Here is a 14,801-nt window from a genome sequence, read left to right on the forward strand (position 1 = left end):
CTTACCGCTGCTGGAGTGTTGACCACACCGTATCGGTTAAACAGCCTGTTCGATCTGTTCATCCAGCAGTTGTGGAGTTATATCGGCAACATCACGGGAAAGTTTACGTCTTTTTACGTCACGGGATGGTGGCTGGCATAAACTACAGACAAAACTGCCCACGGGCTGATGCGCATGGGTAATAAAATTGCCGTTGCAGCAGCTACAGTGCGAAAGCTGGAGCATGCCGCTCTCAACAAAACGCACCAGCGTCCACGCCCGGGTTAGCGCCAGCAGCGGACCTTCGCCGTCCTGCTGCGGACATTGCTCAAGATACAGGCGATACGCTTTAATGACCGCATCAACACCGCTACACAAGCCGGTTTTCAGCAGGTATTGCCAGGCATTGCAGAACATCGACGAGTGAATATTCTGTTCCCAGGTCATAAACCAGTCGGTAGAAAACGGCAGCATGCCTTTCGGCGGCGGGCTACCGCGCAGTTCTTTATACAGTTTGATAAGACGACCACGGCTCAGCTGTGTCTCACTTTCCAGCATCTGTAAGCGAGCGCCCAGCGTAATCAGCTCCATTGCCAGCTGAATATCACGGGCTTCCTGAACAATGCTTTTTTCGCTCATCATCAGGCCCTTTTCTTGCGCGCAGCGGCAGCTTGACCCGCCTCAGAGAGCAAACGGGTGGAAAGAAGAATACCGGTATGAATCTGTTGCAAATCGTCAACGCGAGAGTCTTGCGTCAAGCGGGTGATAGTCTCATGACTATCAAAACGGAATTCACAAATAAGCTGATTAGTTTCAGCCAGTTTAACCATTTGCGGCAAAGTCAGCCCGCCAAGCGTTGTTGCCATCTCTTCATTAATACCGAGACGGAACATGGCTGAGGGCTTGTCCTGACTAATCAGGCGCTGCGCAAGGAGTAAATATGACAGGTTGATGTCATAAATATGTTTCAGCAACTCGGATGTGTGCATTTTTCCCATCCAGAATAACCAACCATTGTTTTATGCGGCATAACCGCACCCCGTGATGTCGCCGGGAAAATCCCGGTAAAAAAGAAAAGGTCAAAATGCATAGTTGTACTTAGATGCTACCGCGCTGGAGAAGTCTCTTTAGGTGGACTATGTCATCAGAAACACGTTAAAGAATTCTTACAAATGTCTAAGATTTTTCCTAATTCGACGCAACTTTACTCGGGAGCCTTACCACATACAACGAGGCGCTGCCGTGATTTTAGGAACTATGTGATCGACATCACATAATGTACGCAAATATTAATCATAAATCTATCAATACTGGTGATTGGTTGATGTATTTTTATGCAAATACGGTGTTTAAGTGGTCAACAAAGGCAACCAGACCTGTCTGAAAGCGGAATAACAGTATGTTAATTTTCTAAAAGCTGCCACTGACAATGAGAAAAATAATTTAACAGGACGGGATTAAAACCCTCTTTTAAAAAAAACATGCATAAACATAAGCTTAGTATTTAATGTAACAAAAATAATCGCCTACTGAAACCATCTTCATAATGTTAATTTATATATCATTTTATTAACAAAGACCGATAATGATTATCATATCCATGTCATATCCTGAGATAATTTATTCCTGATATTTCCACTTTTTGTATTTTATAAGAATAATTAATGAATAATTTGAAGAATCACACAAAACCGTGCTTTCCCCTCTTGCAGACACCGACTAAATGGCGTAAGGAATGAAGATAGCCTTATTTTATGCGTCTGAAAGGAGGTCCGATGCGTTATCAACATCTGCTCGTTGCTATTGCAGCCACGCCGGAAAGCCATCGTCTGGTAGCAAAAGCCGTTTCCATTGCCCGTCCGCTTAATGCCCGCGTCAGCCTTATCACCCTCGCCACCGATCCCGAAATGTATAACCACTTCGCCGCACCGATGATGGAAAATCTCCGCGAAGTTATCCAGGAAGAGACTCAGCACTTCTTACGGGATGTTGAGCAGCATGCTCATTATCCGATTGCAGAAAAGGTTATCGCCTCTGGCGAACTCAGCGAGCATATCCGGGATTTTTGTCGTACCCGCAACGTCGATTTAGTGATCTGCGGCAACCATAACCATAGCTTTTTTTCGCGGGCAACCTGTTCGGCTAAAAATGTGATCGGTCAAAGCCAGGTGGATGTCCTGCTGGTCGCGCTGGAATAAAGATGCCCGACAGCAGAGGCTGCCGGGCTGGGTGTGAGTAATTCAGGCAAGTTTCTGGAAGGTCGCCACTTTATGTTGCAGCTGACTTTCCTCGCTGCGTGGCGCGATCTGCTTTAGGTCGCGAATAAACCTTTCTTGCCAGTGATTAATGTCATTATCACGGATAACATCCATCATTTCAGCGTGGCGCGAAATACGTTCGGCCAGCGGCATATTTAATGCCCGATGCAAAGCAGCCGCAACATCATCACGATCGTAAGGGTTAACGATAAGCGCAGAGGTCAGCTCGTTGGCTGCCCCGGCAAACTGCGACAATACCAGCACACCAGGGTTTTCCGGGTCCTGCGCCGCCACGTACTCTTTGGCAACAAGATTCATCCCATCACGCAGCGGCGTGACCAGCCCGACATCCGAATAGCGGAAGACTTTCATCAACAACTTACGATCGAAGTGCTGATTGAGGTAATACAGCGGCGTCCAGCCCAATTGACCGTACTGACCGTTAATCCGTCCAGCCAGATTTTCCAGTTGATGACGGATATCCTGATATGCCTGAACTTCACCACGTGAGGTGGGAGCGATTTGCGTATAGCGAATTTTCCCGTGATGCTCCGGAAATTTTTCCAGCAGGGTTTCATAGGCCATAAATCGTTCCGGCAACCCTTTGGAGTAATCCAGTCGTTCAACGGAGAAGATATTTTTCACGTTTTTCAGCTCGCTTTTGAGCTGAGCCAGCTTTGGCGGTAGCGGACCCGTCGCCTGACGGGCTATTTCGTCAGGCTCAATCCCAATGGGATAAACTTCCGTGCGGAAGTGTTTGCCCCAGGCCGTATGCGACTTGTTCTCACGGGTTGTCAGGCGGGTTTGTGCCGCGACGCTATCGAGAAACGCAAGACGATCATTTTCGGTCTGGAAGCCCAGTAAATCGTAATCGCATAGCGCTTCCAGTAATTCTGCGTTGGGTGGCAGTGCGTTAAAAATCTCGGGCGTCGGAAAAGGGATATGCAGAAAGAAACCAATCTGGTTGTGAATGTTTCGCTTACGCAATTCACTGGCAAAAGGCAGCAGATGATAGTCATGTATCCACAGGACATCATCCTTTTCCACCAGCGGTAACAGCTTGTCGGCCAGTAACGCGTTAACACGCTGATAGCCCTCCCAGGCCTCGCGCTGGAAATTAACTAAATCAAGGCGGTAGTGAAAAGCAGGCCACAATACAGCATTTGAGAACTGACTGTAATAATGCTCATAATCCTGTTCGCTGAGGTTAAAGGATGCCCACGTGATATTGCCTTTACTAACGGTCTTTAGAGGCTGGTCTTCATTACCCACCTCTCCGCTCCAGCCAAACCAAAGACCACCCGCAGCTTTTAACGCGCCGAGGACCCCTACCGCCAGGCCACCGGCGCTGGCCTTCTTATCATCGGGCGGGGCAATTCGATTAGATACTACGACTAAGCGACTCATGGCCATCTCTCCTGTCTGTTAGCGCTTTTTCTTGTAATAGTTGGTTATCAGCAATGGTTTGCAGCCACTGATGCACATCGGCGACACTCGCCAGACGCCACTGCGCCTGGGTTGCCCCCGGTCCTACTTTGATGGAAATCCCGTTTAACTGGTTAACCACCCGAAATCCGGCTTCATCGGTAAGATCGTCACCAACAAAAACCGGCGTTCTACCGCGAAAAGGTGCTTCCTGCATAAAGGCAGCAATCGCTTCACCTTTACTGATCCCCTGCGGTTTAAGTTCAACGACGCACTTGCCAGGTTGAAGTGCCAGTTGCGGATAAAGCCCCACAATGCCCTGTGCCAGCGCCATAATACGTTCTTCATACTGAGGAGCCTGACGATAGTGCAGCGCGAACGCCATGCCTTTTGCCTCAAGCTCACAGCCGGGCATTACCGCCAGCGCGGTAGTAAGCTGGTCATGCAGCGTATGCACGACGTCGCTCGGCAATTCAACAGTATGCGTTTTGCCATTGAAATCACGTCGCTGGGCACCGTGTACGCCCGCCAGCGGAAAATGCAGCGGGCTGGCGAGCGTGTCCAGCTCGGCCATTGAGCGCCCGGAAACCAATGCCACCGCGCCCTCATTTTTCTGCGCCAGCAGATGAAGCGCGTTACGGACCTCTGAGGTCAGGAACACCTGATCCGGATGCGGTTTGATTTCAGCGAGAGTACCATCGAGGTCAAAGAACCAGGCGTGATTTCCTTTAAGTACAGGCGGTACAGATAACTGGTCAGCCACCCTGATTTCCTCCTTACATTTACAGCCCAAAGCGGGTAATTAATCAAACGTTAGCCATGTAAGTATAGACAGTGTGACCAGCCTCGCCATTTTCAAATGAAAACGCCAGCGACATTGGCCGCTGGCGTTAGGTTCGCGATAGAATTAAAAGTTAAGGCAATTTATCAGACGGTACGCTTCGCTTTTTGTTTGTAGCGGTCGAATATTACTGCCGCCAGCAAGATCAGACCGCGCACCACGTACTGCGAGAATGGCGAAATATTCAGCAGGTTCATCGCGTTCTCGACAGTGCCAAGAATGAGTATCCCCGCGACCACGTAAGAAATCTTACCAATCCCGCCTTTCAGCGAGACCCCACCCAGCACGCAAGCGGAAATGACGATCAGCTCATAGCCGATGGACGTCATCGGCTGACCGCTGGTCATCCTGGATGCGAGGATAATGCCCGCGGCTGCCGACACCAGCCCCGAGAGAACAAAAATGATGATTTTGGTGCGTACCACCGGCACCCCAGCCAGCCGCGCCGCTTCCTCATTACCGCCGATAGCCAGCGTATTACGTCCGAAGGTGGTTTTATTAAGCAGCAGACCGAAAATAATCAGACAGCCGACGGTCAGCCAGATGGGCGCTGGCAGCCCCAGCCAGTTGGCATAACCCAGGGTAAAGAAGCGCTCGTCTTCAATCCCCACCGCTTTACCGTCAGAGATAATGTAGGCCAGCCCACGCACGATCTGCATGGTTGCAAGGGTGGTGATCAGGGCGTTAATTTTCAATCTGGCAATGACAAAACCGTTCACCAGTCCGCAAATAACGCCGAGCATCAGTCCGGCAAATACGCCCAGCCACAGGCTTTCGGTGGCGTTAATCACCACCGCCGTGGTCACCCCAGCACAGGCAATGACCGATGCCACCGAAAGGTCAAAGTCGCCGGAAGCCAGGCAAAATAGCATGCCGCAGGCCACCATCCCGGACATTGAGATAGCCAGCCCCAGCCCTTTCATATTGATAAACGAGGCGAAATTTGGCACGAAAATCGCGCAGGCAATAAAGACCACGGCAAAAACGACCAGCATACCGTACTGGTCCCAGATTCGCCCGATACTCATTGACGACTTTGACGCGCCCGTCGTAGTAAAAGATGACATGTTCAACTCCTTCTCAGGCAACAGCCTGGCTGACTTTGGGCATCGCAAGGCTGAGGGCCTGCTGTTCTTTGGCATCGTGATGCAAAAGCTCGCCGGCAATTTCGCCTTCGCGCATTACCACGATACGATCGGCAACACCGAGGACTTCCGGCAGGTCGCTTGAGGCAAAAAGCACCGCGACACCGGAAGCAGCAAGCGCGTATATCACGTTATAGATTTCATGCTTCGCGCCAACGTCAATACCGCGCGTTGGTTCGTCAAGCAAAATGACTTTCATCTCCTCTGAGAGCCAACGCCCGAGGATCGCCTTCTGCTGATTTCCCCCGGACAGGTTCATGATCAGCTGTTCAGCCCCGGGCGTGTTAATATTGAACGACTGGATATGGTGAGCGGCATTGCGCGCCTCCCACGCATTGTTAATGACACAGCCTGCGTGGATATGCTTGCGCCGGGCGCTGATATTAATGTTATCGCGCACCGAGTGGACCGGGATAATGCCCTCCGCTTTGCGGTCTTCCGGACAGAGCATCATTCCGGCACGAATAGCCTGCGAGGGTTTATCGATGGAAACAGGCTGACCGTCGATATACACCTGCCCGCCGGTGATGCGCGTGCCACCAAATAATCCTTTCATCAGCTCACTGCGCCCGGCTCCCACCAGCCCGAACAGACCGACGATCTCGCCGCTACGCACCGACAGGCTAATCGGCGTGCGCACGCCAGGCGCTTTTACGTCTTCCAGCCGCAGGCGTTCCGCACCATAGTCACGTGGCTGCCAGCCATAGATATCGCCGAGATTACGGCCAACCATCGCCTGTACCAGCGCGTCGTGGTTAACCTTCTGCATATCGGTAAAGGTGCAAACATAGCGACCGTCTTTAAATACGGTGATAGCATCACTTAAGGCAAAAATCTCTTCCATCCGGTGTGATACATAAATAATGACGCGTCCTTCTTTACGCAGCTCGCGGATAACCCGAAACAGGTTGTCGATTTCGCGGGCGGACAGGGAGCTGGTAGGTTCATCAAAGGCAATCACTTTGGCATTGCGCGCCAGCGCCTTGGCGATCTCGACCATTTGCCACTGGCCTATTGATAGATACTTAAGCGGGGTTTGCGGATCGATGTTCAGGCCTAAATGTTCAAGCTGCAGCCGCGCCTCGTAATTCAACAGCGAGCGATTAACGATGCCGCCTTTATGGGGAAGCTGGCCGAGATAAATATTTTCCGCGACGGTCATTTCCGGAATTAAATGCAGTTCCTGGTAAATAATAGCGACACCCGCATTCAGCGCGGCGGTCGTGTCGGCAAAAGAAACATCTTTACCCTGTAGCGCCAGGGTCCCGCTGGTCGGGGCATAGTTGCCGCTCAGAATTTTCAGCAGGGTAGATTTCCCGGCACCATTCTCGCCCATTAGCGCATGGATCTGTCCGGCATAGCAGTCAAAACTAATGTCGGACAGCGCCTTCACGCCGGGAAAGGTTTTACTGATACCGCGAAAAGAAAGATAAGGGGTAGACTGCTGCATAACGACTCCGCCATTCATAGTGGGACGTAACTGGCCCCTCGCATACAGGCAAGGGGCTGAGGCATGGTTGACTGAAATCGATTAAAGACCTTTCTTCGCCAGCTCTTCTTTAAAGTTATCGCGGGTGATCAATACGACATCAGTAACGGCCGTAAATTTCGGCGGCTCAACGCCCTTCTCAACCCAGTTGTAAAGCATCTCACTGGTTTTATAACCGTGGATATCCGGACTCGGTAATAACGAGCCGTAGAAACCGGTTTGCTGGTTTTTCGATAGTTCACTGACCGCATCGACACCGTTGATGCCAATACCAATAACATCAGGAGCTTTAAATCCCTGACCTTCAGTGGCACGCACGCCGCCAAGAACGGTGTTATCGTTCATGCCGACCACCAGCCAGTGTTTCACCTCCGGATGTTGCACCAGCAGCGAGTTACCGGCGTCGAATGCGCCCGGGATGTCATTCGATTTGGTGGGAACCTGATAAATTTGTTTTTCCGGGAAACCCGCCGCCTTCAGGGCATCCATGGAGCCGGTGGTGCGACGGCGGGCGGTATCCAGCTCGTTAGCAGTGATCGCCATCACGCCGGTTTCCTTCACATCCCAGCCCCGCTTTTGCATCTCTTTATACAGCTCCTGCCCCTGGCGCGCGCCAATTTCGCTGGCTGCCATCATCACCAACGGAACGCTTTCCATTGGCTTGCCTTTAGCTGTGACAAACTGATCGTCCACAGCAATCACTTTCATGTCATAGCCGCGAGCTTTGGCAACGATGGCCGAGCCAAGTTTGGGGTCGGGAGTACAAATGACAAAACCTTTGACGCCGCTGGCCGCCAGGCTATCGATAGCATTGAGCGTTTTTTCGCCGTCAGGCACGGCAATTTTGACCACTTCAAACCCTAAATCTTTACCGGCTTTGTCGGCAAACTTCCATTCAGTCTGGAACCAGGGCTCTTCCGGCTGTTTAACCAGAAAACCCAGCTTCATGGATTCAGCAATAGCTGATTGTGACATAATCGCAGCCAGTCCGATGGCTGCCAGTGCTTTAGTGAATTTGTGCATGTTAAACTCCAGCGTTAACATTCTTTTATGTAGGGTAAAGTCGTACTAAAAATTTTTTATCAGACATAAAACAACGCATTAGCATTCAGAATGCCGATGATGCCTTTGCTGGAACATTAATAGCGGGAAATTAATTCTCCATAGGAGAGCGCCATCACATCGCAGAATTACAGTCATTGCGTACATATATTCAGCAATTAATGACATAAAAAGGTGGGATATTGTCAGACAATTAGCATGGGTTATAACAGGATTGTCTATATCCTTAGCGTGCTTATCCTTGTCCCGGATGAAAGCGCATCCGGGACAAGCGATTACCAGGGATAATAAATATGGTCAGCGTGGTCGCGGGCCGGGGCTTCATCGCCCAGCAGTCGGGCGGCAACGGTCAGCGCAAAATCAAAAACGCGCCCCAACCCTTTACCGCTAATTAAATTGCCATCTTCAACGACCGCTGCATCTACATACTGGCCATCCGTCACCGACTGCCATAACTCGCCCGAACACACGTAGCGACGTCCTTTCAGTAGCCCATGAGCGCCCAGCACTCTGGCGGCGGCGGAGCAAATGGGGCAAATCAGTTTACCGTCGTTGTCATGTGCGCTCACAAATGCAATGACGTCTTCACTGGCGGCGAGGTTGATACTGCCTTGTGGGCCACCCGGTAAAACTACAGCGTCATAGCGTTGCGCCTGACGTTCACTGAGAGTCGCATCGGCAACCATCGGAATCGCATGATAGCTGACGACTGCACGGGAGGTCGCGCAGGCCAGGGTTTCCACATTAATATTCAAACGACGTAATATATCAATGGTGACAATGGCCTCCGCCTCTTCAAATCCAGGGGCCAGCAGTACGGCAACGTTCTTCATTTTTTACTCCGAAAAATTCATCTGTGAATGTTTTACGCATGCATTAGACGCTCAGGCTCAAATAGTGTCGTCTGAGGTCGTATAACGTGTCGGAATGAAAATGATCTGGCTCAATTTTATCGCATATTTTGCGCTTTCACGATGTTCCCTTCTGACCCGTATCGCTACGTCCGGCGAGTACCATTTTCCACTCCTGGTGCAATACTACTCTTTATGAAATATCATTTCAACTATATCAAAATGGTGTTACTCCATTTATTATCAAAGAGTTATGCAAAAAATCATCTTTTTTGAGTAGTCGTCATTCTTTTTTCAAAAGTTGTAAATATTGATGAATGCCAGGATTTGAGACTTTCCTTATATAAGTAATGGTTTTATTCTTTCTGCAGTAATTACGGAAAATTAACCACCGATCACATACAGCTATAACGGGATTTAATTATTCTGTTCTCAGTATCGGTGGCGCATGAAAACGTCTCTTCCGGTGTTTTCATGAATTATGCGATCTCGTATAAATCGTCTCCCCTGGTAATAAGGATATTGGTATGACTGCTTCAGGAATGGTTCAAAAACTCAACGCCCAGATGAATCTTGAATACAACGCGTCGAATCGCTACCTGCGCCTGAGCGAATGGTGTGCAAAACGCAGACTCAATGGCACCGCCATCTTTCTGCGTTCTCAAGCTCAAATCAACGTTACCCGGATGATGCGTGTTTTCGACTTTATAAAGAAAGCGGGGGCAAATCCCGTGGTGACCACCACCACACCTATAGAAGAGCAGTGCACGAACCTCGAAGAACTCTTTTCGCAAACAATGATCGATTTTCAGCGCCGTAGTGAAACCCTGGCAAAATTGATAGAGGAAGCGCGAAAACTCAACGACGCTGACACACTGGCGTTTCTCATCCAAATTGAAGCTGAGCGGGAAGAACATGGTTTGTTGTTACAAACCATTGTTGAAGAAGTACGCCATGCTCGTCAGGCTGGAATGGCGATGGAACAAACTGACCGCCATCTTTTAAATGTGGTTAATTACCAAAAACATTAATCCTTCTATTCGCTCCTGCCTGCAGGTGGTGGGAGCGAACCGTACCCTTTCCTGCAAGTATGGCCTCTTCCCTTCGAATTAAATGTTAATAAAATGTATATAACATTATGTTTTAATTAACATTTTATAAATTAGATCTATATCTCATCGCTTAACCTTACAAAATGCAATGCTTCAGGAAAATCTGTTAAGGTGCAAAAGGTGCTATATGATTACCCTGGAGTTTGTGGTCATTATTCTCTGCCTGCTGGTAGGCACACGTTTTGGTGGGATGGGGCTGGGTTTAATTAGTGGAATTGGCCTGTTTATCCTGACGTTTATTTTTGGTCTTGAGCCCGGTAAACCCCCTGTCGACGTGATGTTGACGATTCTTGCGGTGATAGGCTGTGCTGCCACACTGCAAACAGCAGGCGGTCTGAATGTTATGATGCAGTTTGCAGAGCGTTTACTGCGTAAGCATCCGCAGCATATTACCCTGCTGGCTCCTTTTACCACCTGGTCACTGACCTTTTTGTGTGGTACGGGTCATGTGGTGTACACCATGTTCCCGATTATCGCCGACATTGCGCTCAAAAAAGGTATTCGTCCTGAGCGTCCGATGGCGGTCGCCTCCATCGCCTCGCAGATGGCCATTACCGCTTCGCCGGTCTCGGTGGCGGTCGTGTCCCTGGTTTCCATTATTGGTGCAAACCATGGGGTTGGTCAGGCATGGGGAATTCTTGAGATCCTCGCCATCTCTGTTCCGGCATCACTGTTTGGCGTTGCCATTGCCGCCCTGTGGAGTCTGCGGCGCGGTAAAGACCTGGCTGATGATGCTGAGTTCCAAGAAAAAATCAAAGATCCTAAACAGCGCGAATTTATATACGGCAGCAGCGAAACATTGATGGATCAACGTTTTTCGCCGCAGGCCTACTGGTCAACATGGATCTTTTTCGCCGGGATACTGGTGGTGGTGTTACTTGGGGCTATTCCGGAGCTGCGTCCTTCTTTTGAACTAAAAGGTAAACTGACGCCCCTGTCAATGAACCTGACGATTCAGATGATGATGCTGATTGCCGGGGCCATCATGTTAATGGTGTGCAAGGTCAACGCGACAACTATTTCTAACGGCGCGGTATTTAAAGCAGGCATGGTGGCGATTTTCTCGGTCTTTGGGGTAGCATGGATGAGTGATACATTCTTTCAGGCGCACCTGACCGAGCTAAAAGTCGCCCTTGAAGGGGTTGTAAAAACGCATCCCTGGACGTATGCCATTGTACTTTTTCTGGTGTCAAAACTGGTAAATAGCCAGGCGGCAGCGCTGACTGCCGTGGCACCGATGGGGCTGATGCTCGGCGTAGAGCCTAAAATGCTAATAGCCTTCTTCCCGGCCTCTTACGGCTATTTTGTTCTGCCAACCTACCCAAGCGACCTCGCCTGCATTGGTTTCGACCGCTCTGGCACCACCCGCATCGGTAAGTTCATCATTAACCATAGTTTCATTCTGCCGGGCTTAATTGGCGTTAGCTGCGCCTGTGCTGCAAGTTACCTGCTGGTCCAGACTTTCTTCTGATGTTCAAAGGCCTGGCCATGCCAGGCCTTTGTCTGCTGATAAATGTTATTACGCGAAATGATGCCTGCCGGTGCTTCGCTTACACAGGTCTACAATAACGAATTGAGATTATTGTTTTTCAGACCGTGCAATATGAAGCCACCTTCCGGCAGACGACGCGCAGAATAGCAAAATCAAGTTTGTCATAGTCTGAGGCCAGGCCTCACTCAATGCGTTTCATCCTGCGGCGTGAATTTCAGCTCAATCAGGGCGATGGCTTTTTGTATACCACGTAAGGTAACGGGATCAGCAGCGGCGGGATGGCTGGTAAAATCAATCGCTTTGAGTTGCGCGGACATTTTTTCGCGCACTTCTGCCGGGGCGATGATTTCAATCACATCAAGAAGTTGTTTAATGACCAGTTGGCAGGCTACGATATCAGATACCAGTTCCTGGTCAGCATTCAGGTTGTCAGACATATTGCGCTCCTCGTTTCAGGGGCGTAATAGTACCGCACGTGCTCTGAAATGCCAGTGGGGAAATGCAGAGATAAAAAAACCTGCCGCAGCAGGTTTTTTTATCAGAACATAGCGCCAGGCGGTACGTCTTTGAAGGTTTTGCAGTAGTTTTCAAACATGCTTTTCAGGATTTTGCGAAATTTCATCATTTACTCCGTTTTGTTATGCAGGTGTTACTGTCTACCCGTCTATAATATGACCTGCGTCACAAAAATCAACTACAACGTGATAAAAATCACATAAATTTTACACGTATCGGTAAAGTATTAAACAAAAGTTATGTAAAACTACGGCTTAACATCTACGTTGGCAGCAATTTATTTGGCAGGCATGAGATGAGTGATTCTGTTTCTGGCAGGGAGAAGCGCGGATTATCGCCAGCGGCCTTACTGGTCGCTGGGGCGTTTTTTATGGAGTTTCTTGACGGCACGGTCATTGCTACTGCCTTGCCGGATATGGGTAAAACCTTCGGCGTTGAGGCGGTCGAGCTTAACATTGGCATCAGCGCTTACCTGATTACGCTGGCGGTGTTAATTCCTGCCAGCGGCTGGATTGCCGATCGCTTCGGGGCGCGAAAAGTATTTACGCTGGCGCTGGCCATTTTTACGCTGGCATCGGTATTGTGCGGGCTGGCCACCAGCGTGGAGAGTTTTGTCGCAATGCGCATTTTTCAGGGGGTTGGCGGCGCGCTGATGGTACCCGTCGGGCGGCTGGCTGTGTTGCGCACAACGCCGAAGCACCAACTGATCACCGCCATCGCCACGCTTACCTGGCCCGCGCTGGTGGCCCCGATCATCGGCCCACCGCTGGGAGGATTTATTACCAGTTATGCCGACTGGCGCTGGATCTTTTTTATTAATCTGCCCATTGGGTTAGTGGCAATCTTGCTTGCGCTACGAATTATTCCCGATATTCGCGATGAACAGCGCAGACCTTTCGACTTACCAGGTTTTCTCGCCACTTCGGTTGCCATGATTGCTTTTGTGTATGCCATGGAGGCGCTGGGGGCTGACCAGATTCAGCAAGGGATCACTTTTACACTACTTACCGTTGGTGCGGTTGCCGCTTATTACGCGCTACGCCATTTTCGCCGCGCCGCGTGGCCGATGATTCGCCTGGACGCCCTGCAGGTTCCCACCTTTCGCGTCACAATGTATGGCGGTTCGCTATTTCGTTCGTCCATCAGTACCGTTCCTTTTTTACTGCCACTGCTGTTTCAGGTGGGGTTTGGCATGGACCCATTTCATGCAGGCTCGCTGGTACTGGCAGTTTTCGTCGGCAATTTAACCATTAAACCTGCCACCACCCCCTTGATCCGCTGGTTAGGTTTTCGTCGCCTGCTTTTGATTAATGGCGCACTTAATGTACTGGCATTACTGGCCTGCGCTTTATTGACGCCTACGACGCCAGTCTGGCTAATCCTGCTCATCCTGTATCTGGGAGGCGTTTTTCGTTCGGTTCAGTTCACCGGCATTAGCACGCTGGCATTTGCCGACGTCCCCACCGGCCAGATGAGCTACGCGAATACCCTGTTCAGCACCGCCACGCAACTGGCCGTCGGGCTGGGCATTACTCTTGGGGCTATCGGTATTCGCCTCGGTGAACGCGTCAGTGACTGGCTGGCACTTTCCGCCGTGCCCGGCATTAGCTTCCGGCTGGCGTTTGTGTTTATTGCGCTGATTTGTCTGGTGGGTATGTTTGACACTTTCCGGCTGACCAGAGATGCGGGAAGTTCAGTATCTAAAAGGGCGAAATAAGACGGAGTATAGATTATCACTGGACGGGGGGTTACGCTGTATCTCAATATGCGCCTTGCCCGGCCAGGAAAAGATACATGGCCGGGCCGTTACGCCCTTCCCTTGTCGGCCCGGTAAGCGAAGCGCCACCGGGCAGATCGTCACCGGGCTATCAGCCAAGGATTTCACGTACGAATGCTTCAATCTCTTTGTTCTGGCAGTTCTCAAAGAAACACTGCTGGAAGCGCGGACCGGAAACTGCCGTCTTCACCAGCTGCGGATCGATGGCGCGAAGCGTATCAAGATAGTTGTCTTTCACCACCGCCGCCTTCACCTGATTTAAAATGCCGGCATTACGTACCTGCGGTTCTTTACGTTCTGGCGGATACCCTTCACCTGTACGGCCGGTAAATGCTTTTTCAAAGATGAAACGCACATTCAGCTCGGCACCCCAGCCAAACCCCTTCGCAAAAGGCAGCGCCAGGGCGTTACCGTTATTGATTTGCGCAAACAGAAACGCATCCGCTGGATCAATGCAATAACCGCAAATCACGCCGGGATGGATATTCAGCGACATCAATGCGCCTTGCCCGGTCCCGCAGCCAGTCACGACAAAATCCACCGCTTTCGAGTTCAATAAAATGCTGGCCATAATGCCGAGATGGATATACGTAAGGTGATGATCGTTCTCATCACTCATCCCGACGTTATATACCGGAAAATGCTTCTCACTCGCTACCGCGTTTAACTCTTTCAGGATGACGGCATTTTTACTGGCCTGGCTGTTTTCCATCATCAATGCAATTTTCATTTCTAACTCTCCTGAGTGCTGCGCGAGTTGCCTCGCGGGATGTCATCTGTAATCAACTTTACTACCCCGCAAACATACTTTCAAATTTAATGAAAAATGGTTTTAAAAATTACAGATAGCGTCA

15 protein-coding genes are annotated in these 14,801 nt (G+C 50.2%); 4 read left to right on the forward strand and 11 right to left on the reverse strand.

What is annotated here, in order from left to right; all coding sequences use genetic code 11:
• Nucleotides 1-36: 36 nt before the first annotated feature.
• Both flhC and flhD read right to left on the reverse strand, forming a co-directional pair.
• On the reverse strand, nt 37-624 hold the full coding sequence (flhC, locus tag CHU32_RS14040) for a flagellar transcriptional regulator FlhC (protein WP_103676138.1): 588 nt from the start codon (nt 622-624) through the stop codon (nt 37-39).
• Nucleotides 621-968: a flagellar transcriptional regulator FlhD gene (gene flhD, locus CHU32_RS14045; protein ID WP_218113732.1), complete on the reverse strand. Its 348-nt coding sequence runs from the start codon at nt 966-968 to the stop codon at nt 621-623. The genes flhC and flhD overlap by 4 nt, the downstream gene beginning before the upstream one ends.
• A gap of 786 nt (nt 969-1,754) precedes the next feature.
• Between flhD and uspC the strand changes: the two genes are divergently transcribed.
• The gene (gene uspC, locus CHU32_RS14050) at nt 1,755-2,177 is read left to right on the forward strand and encodes a universal stress protein UspC (RefSeq protein ID WP_103676140.1); all 423 of its coding nucleotides are present in this window, start codon (nt 1,755-1,757) and stop codon (nt 2,175-2,177) included.
• Nucleotides 2,178-2,219: 42 nt separating this feature from the next.
• Here uspC and otsA read toward each other — a convergent pair whose 3' ends face one another.
• From otsA to CHU32_RS14080, 6 genes are all read right to left on the reverse strand, one after another.
• Entirely contained in the window at nt 2,220-3,644 is a 1,425-nt protein-coding gene (gene otsA, locus CHU32_RS14055; RefSeq protein ID WP_103676141.1) for an alpha,alpha-trehalose-phosphate synthase, read from the reverse strand.
• Entirely contained in the window at nt 3,619-4,425 is an 807-nt protein-coding gene (otsB, locus tag CHU32_RS14060; protein ID WP_103676142.1) for a trehalose-phosphatase, read from the reverse strand. The genes otsA and otsB overlap by 26 nt, the downstream gene beginning before the upstream one ends.
• Before the next feature lie 164 nt (nt 4,426-4,589).
• On the reverse strand, nt 4,590-5,570 hold the full coding sequence (araH, locus tag CHU32_RS14065; RefSeq protein ID WP_103676143.1) for an L-arabinose ABC transporter permease AraH: 981 nt from the start codon (nt 5,568-5,570) through the stop codon (nt 4,590-4,592).
• Nucleotides 5,571-5,583: 13 nt separating this feature from the next.
• A complete protein-coding gene (gene araG / locus CHU32_RS14070; protein ID WP_103750870.1) occupies nt 5,584-7,098 on the reverse strand; it encodes an L-arabinose ABC transporter ATP-binding protein AraG in 1,515 nt (504 codons plus the stop codon).
• Nucleotides 7,099-7,179: 81 nt separating this feature from the next.
• Nucleotides 7,180-8,160, reverse strand: a complete 981-nt coding sequence (locus CHU32_RS14075) for an arabinose ABC transporter substrate-binding protein (RefSeq protein ID WP_103676145.1) — start codon at nt 8,158-8,160, stop codon at nt 7,180-7,182.
• 314 nt (nt 8,161-8,474) lie between these two features.
• Nucleotides 8,475-9,032: a DJ-1 family glyoxalase III gene (locus CHU32_RS14080; RefSeq protein WP_103676146.1), complete on the reverse strand. Its 558-nt coding sequence runs from the start codon at nt 9,030-9,032 to the stop codon at nt 8,475-8,477.
• Between the two features lie 545 nt (nt 9,033-9,577).
• On the opposite strand from CHU32_RS14080, the gene CHU32_RS14085 reads away from it, so the two are divergent.
• Nucleotides 9,578-10,081, forward strand: coding sequence for a non-heme ferritin-like protein (locus tag CHU32_RS14085; protein WP_103676147.1), 504 nt, complete (start codon nt 9,578-9,580; stop codon nt 10,079-10,081).
• Between the two features lie 208 nt (nt 10,082-10,289).
• On the forward strand, nt 10,290-11,633 hold the full coding sequence (locus CHU32_RS14090) for an anaerobic C4-dicarboxylate transporter (protein ID WP_103676148.1): 1,344 nt from the start codon (nt 10,290-10,292) through the stop codon (nt 11,631-11,633).
• A gap of 206 nt (nt 11,634-11,839) precedes the next feature.
• Here CHU32_RS14090 and CHU32_RS14095 read toward each other — a convergent pair whose 3' ends face one another.
• Together CHU32_RS14095 and azuC are read right to left on the reverse strand one after the other, a co-directional pair.
• Nucleotides 11,840-12,091 carry a DUF2766 family protein gene (locus CHU32_RS14095; protein ID WP_103676149.1) on the reverse strand — a complete coding sequence of 84 codons (252 nt, stop codon included), beginning with the start codon at nt 12,089-12,091 and terminating at the stop codon, nt 11,840-11,842.
• Between the two features lie 101 nt (nt 12,092-12,192).
• Nucleotides 12,193-12,276 carry a stress response protein AzuC gene (gene azuC, locus CHU32_RS14100; protein WP_103676150.1) on the reverse strand — a complete coding sequence of 28 codons (84 nt, stop codon included), beginning with the start codon at nt 12,274-12,276 and terminating at the stop codon, nt 12,193-12,195.
• 189 nt (nt 12,277-12,465) lie between these two features.
• Between azuC and CHU32_RS14105 the strand changes: the two genes are divergently transcribed.
• Nucleotides 12,466-13,887 carry an MFS transporter gene (locus CHU32_RS14105; RefSeq protein WP_103750871.1) on the forward strand — a complete coding sequence of 474 codons (1,422 nt, stop codon included), beginning with the start codon at nt 12,466-12,468 and terminating at the stop codon, nt 13,885-13,887.
• A 151-nt stretch (nt 13,888-14,038) separates the two neighbouring features.
• On the opposite strand, the gene CHU32_RS14110 is transcribed toward CHU32_RS14105, so the two are convergent.
• Entirely contained in the window at nt 14,039-14,677 is a 639-nt protein-coding gene (locus CHU32_RS14110; RefSeq protein ID WP_103676152.1) for an RpiB/LacA/LacB family sugar-phosphate isomerase, read from the reverse strand.
• Nucleotides 14,678-14,801: the final 124 nt, after the last annotated feature.

The organism is Superficieibacter electus (assembly GCF_002915575.1).
GTDB classification, from domain to species: Bacteria; Pseudomonadota; Gammaproteobacteria; order Enterobacterales; family Enterobacteriaceae; genus Superficieibacter; species Superficieibacter electus.